Here is a 3,559-nt window from a genome sequence, read left to right as displayed (position 1 = left end):
CCAGTTCCTTGATGCGGGTCATGAACGTCTCGAACATCGAGCGGGAGGCCCCCGCCGAGCTGCGGGCGATGAGGAAGCGGATGCCGACGTCCCGGGCGAAGGGGAGGTGCTCGGTCAGCACCGCGAGGGGGTTTCCGCTGGACGTCGCGACGAGTTCGTAGTCGTCGACGACGATGAACACCTGCGGGTCGGTCCACCAGACGCGTCCAACTTCTCGGTGTTCTTCCGGAAGGCGACAGGCATGCGCCCGGGCGCGTGGCAGGCGTCGGTGACCGTCGAGTGAGGGGTGCTCATCCATGATCACGGAGTGTCGCAACTCCATGATCGCGAGGTCCCTGTCCCTGCCTCGCTGCGTGGGTACCACCGTGTCTATTTGCGAGACCTCTAAACGAAACGACTCCGTAGGCTTGGTGCCGCCGTCGTCTTCCCGCTCGACCAGCCATCACGCTGAGGCCGCACCGGAGAAACCGGCCAGCATCGCGGCGGCGCCATTGAACAGAGCCACCCCGCCCGCGACGCGGAGATGAATCGTGCGGGCTCCGCGCGTCACCGGGTTCACGCGAACGATTACGTTGAGCGCTGTTTCGGTGAAACCTCGGTAATTTGAGGTCAAAAGGAGGCCGAGAAGAAAAAAGAAGGCTCCGGCGATGCCCAATGCCATTCCCGTGATGCCTTTCTGTGCTCAATGTAGGTGCATTACTTGGAGCCCCGTTGGGGAGGTGATTCCCATAGTACGTTCCCATACGTCCGACTGAAACCTGTTCCGATCTTCCCTTCCGCTCCGGGGCCTACGCCGAGAAAATAGGAACTGACTGAATCTCCCTTGGAGTTCTTGGCTCCGAATGCATCGCTGCGGTTGAAGTCCACGCCGAGTGGACCCGATTTTACCGAGCCGCCCTTATCCCACCCGCCACCTCTGATCTGGCTGATGTCGTCTGCGTTGCTCTTCAGCACGCCGATGCTGGCTCCGACGCCGAAGTCCCATCCCTCGGTTTGCGCCGCAGGGGAGAAGGTAGACGAAAGCTGCACTCCTCCGTCCGGCCTCCTTGTTGCGATCAGGCAGGTATCCAGGGAGCCCCCTATTCCTGCCCCTGCGGAAAAATTCAGGCAAATCCCCTGTGTCTTGTTGTATCCCGTGGCCTCTGCGACGGCATTTATCGAGCTGGCCGCGAACTTCCCGAGATCCCCGCCGGACCGGAGGAACAGGTACAGACCAACCAGTGTTCCTTTGGTTATCTTTCGACTGAGATCATCGGCCTTCTTCTTCTCTGCCTTCTCCGCAGCCTTCGCTGCCTGTAATGCGGCTTCCTGACGCGCAAACTCCTCAAGTCCGCTGGGCGCCTTTCCGTTGAAGCCGTTCAGGTCGCCGCGAGCGTCAGCGTCTGTCCCGGCTGATTCCAGTGCGGCACGCACGAGGCGGTCCGCGGCCACGACACCCTGCACAGCTCTTTGGATCCAGTTCGTCCAGGCGCGTTCCGTGTCGAGGCGTGTGGGATCGCGGAGCACGCCCTGGGCCTCTTCGGCGGTGAGCTTCGAGATGTCGGTGGTGCACTTTCCGTACGCATCCACCTTCATGCCGCCCTTGTCCTCGGCCGTGCTCCGAGCTCGTTTCACCACCTCTCGGGCCTCAGTCAGCATGTCGTGGCCGTTGTCGAGGAGCTTCGCGATCGAGTGGGCCTGCGTCTTGGCGGCGCCAAACTCGTACAGTGCTGTGTCGGACGCTGTCCAGAACGACTTCGCCGCTTCTCCCGACCAGCCCTTGGCCTTGTTCCGCACCTGGTTGGCGTAGTCCTGACGCAGAGCGTCGAAGGCGTCTCCCATGGCGCGCCACTGCTTCGCCGCTGCGGTCAGGGAGGAGAAATCCGCCCGCATGACGTCCTGATACGTCAAGTCCACCACGTGTACGGTCTCCCGGCAGGTCTACAGGTCGTCCAGCCCGCTGCGGCTCCGCAGAATCGGGGACGCGCCAGGGTCGGCGGGCGCTTTTGCGCCCTGTCCGATGAGGGCCGCGAACCCCGATGCCGTCCTGACCTCTTGTCCCCGGAAGAGTGTGCTGGTGGCCCTCAACGCGCCCTGTTGGCGGGCCAGGTATCCCCGCAGTACCTTCACCTGGCGGTCCCACCTGTTGACGCAGAACCGCATGCCTTGTCCCGTCTCCCAGCCGGGCAAGGCGCCCGGGGCGACAGAGCCGGGAGTACCAGCGCTGCCACAGATGGCCTCTGACGCGCTGTCCGCGATCCTGCTCTTGCGCAGCACAGCCGGGTCCAAGTCGTTCTCGATGTACTGTGCGGCTGATTTCCTGGCCGTGGCTGACACGGCCAGGTTTACCTCGCTCGCACCGTCGTCCTCCGACAACTCACCCTCCCGAACAGCTCATGGTGGCTCACTGAGTGCACTGATGACCCGACAGTAGTCGTGGCGGCCCGGGGAAGGGAGGGCCGGAGCCGGACACAGTCGGCGCCGGAGCGAGGAGCGGCCAGAGGGGGCGCGTGGGTGCCCCCGAGGCCGGCGACTGGTATTGCGGCTACCCCTCCTCCGCCGTCAGTCCCCCGTTGTGCGGCATCGGCTCCAGGTCGAACTCCCCGTCCCGCGCTCCGAGGACGAACGCCTCCCACTCCGCGGCGGTGTACCGCAGCACCACGTCCGGTTCCTTCGAGTTGCGCATGGCGACCGCGCCGCCCGCAAGGTGAGCGATCTCCACCTTCTCGTCCTCCGGCCCGCCCGGCGCGCTCTCCCACACGGCGTCGGAGATGTCCATGGCGTACAGCTCGTCCTTCTCCTGCTGAGTCCCCATCAGCGGCTGCTCCTTTCATGCAACTGGCCACACTACGGGTCTCGTCCGTACTACGGGCTTCGTCCATGCTCTTCGCATCTACGAAGACTGCTACCCCGGCTCCCGGTCTCACTGCGGTTCGTCATCGACCTTGATGTCGAGACGGACCGACTTGTCGCCGTCTCGCTCGCCGGCCGTGACCGTGACCCCGATGCGTGTCCCATCGGACGCGGTGAGGGTGCACCGGGTCTTCGCGCCCTCTTCCGCCTTCAGTTTGTCGGGGCAGTCGATGTCCTTGGGGGACTGGCCGACCTTCTCGGTCAGCAACCGGTCCACCTTCTTCTCCAACTCCTCGGTCCCTACCGAGTCGTTGGACGAACCGGTCTCGACGCTGCAGGCAGTCAACGCAAGCAGCGTGACGGCTGCCGCTGCCGGTATCCGGACGAAAGTACGCATGGCTCTCCTGCACCTCGTTCTCTGAATAGCCGAAAAAGCGAACCGCGGCCCCGCACCCTCACACCTCATCCGGTACCCACCCCAGCTGCACCAGGGGGGTGCCGCGCTTGCGGGAGACGAAGAAGCCGCGGCCGGGCGGGGGCGGACGGGGCCGAGGATGTCGCCCTCGGAGGGGTCGCCGGAGAGGACGACGCCCTGGGCGCCCAGTTCCTTGATGCGGGTCATGAACGTCTCGAACATCGAGCGGGAGGCCCCCGCCGAGCTGCGGGCGATGAGGAAGCGGATGCCGACGTCCCGGGCGAAGGGGAGGTGCTCGGTCAGCACCGCGAG

At 64.8% G+C, this 3,559-nt stretch carries 4 protein-coding genes and 3 pseudogenes; 1 reads left to right on the top strand and 6 read right to left on the bottom strand.

Annotated elements, in window-relative coordinates; all coding sequences use genetic code 11:
• Nucleotides 1-205 (bottom strand): annotated as a pseudogene (locus G5C65_RS33635) (hypothetical protein); the annotation flags it as partial.
• Between G5C65_RS33635 and G5C65_RS39795 the strand changes: the two are divergent.
• A pseudogene (locus G5C65_RS39795) lies at nucleotides 188-283 on the top strand (helix-turn-helix domain-containing protein); the annotation flags it as partial. The pseudogenes G5C65_RS33635 and G5C65_RS39795 sit on opposite strands and share 18 nt — an antisense overlap.
• 159 nt (nucleotides 284-442) lie before the next feature.
• On the opposite strand, the gene G5C65_RS33625 reads toward G5C65_RS39795, so the two are convergent.
• The 5 genes and pseudogenes from G5C65_RS33625 to G5C65_RS39790 form a co-directional block, all read right to left on the bottom strand.
• Nucleotides 443-661 carry a hypothetical protein gene (locus G5C65_RS33625; protein WP_165302847.1) on the bottom strand — a complete coding sequence of 73 codons (219 nt, stop codon included), beginning with the start codon at nucleotides 659-661 and terminating at the stop codon, nucleotides 443-445.
• Between the two features lie 35 nt (nucleotides 662-696).
• Nucleotides 697-1,899 (bottom strand): WXG100 family type VII secretion target, encoded by a 1,203-nt coding sequence (locus G5C65_RS33620; RefSeq protein ID WP_165302846.1) that lies wholly within the window; start codon nucleotides 1,897-1,899, stop codon nucleotides 697-699.
• A gap of 625 nt (nucleotides 1,900-2,524) precedes the next feature.
• Complete coding sequence (locus G5C65_RS33615) at nucleotides 2,525-2,794, bottom strand: DUF397 domain-containing protein (RefSeq protein ID WP_165302845.1); 270 nt, start codon at nucleotides 2,792-2,794, stop codon at nucleotides 2,525-2,527.
• Between the two features lie 108 nt (nucleotides 2,795-2,902).
• Nucleotides 2,903-3,229: a DUF4333 domain-containing protein gene (locus G5C65_RS33610; RefSeq protein ID WP_165302844.1), complete on the bottom strand. Its 327-nt coding sequence runs from the start codon at nucleotides 3,227-3,229 to the stop codon at nucleotides 2,903-2,905.
• Nucleotides 3,230-3,287: 58 nt separating this feature from the next.
• A pseudogene (locus G5C65_RS39790) lies at nucleotides 3,288-3,559 on the bottom strand (hypothetical protein); the annotation flags it as partial.

The sequence above is a fragment of the Streptomyces boncukensis genome (genome assembly GCF_011045075.1).
Lineage (GTDB): Bacteria > Actinomycetota > Actinomycetes > Streptomycetales > Streptomycetaceae > Streptomyces > Streptomyces boncukensis.
Note: the sequence above shows the minus strand (reverse complement) of the source record. Positions and strands in the feature narration are given on the sequence as shown.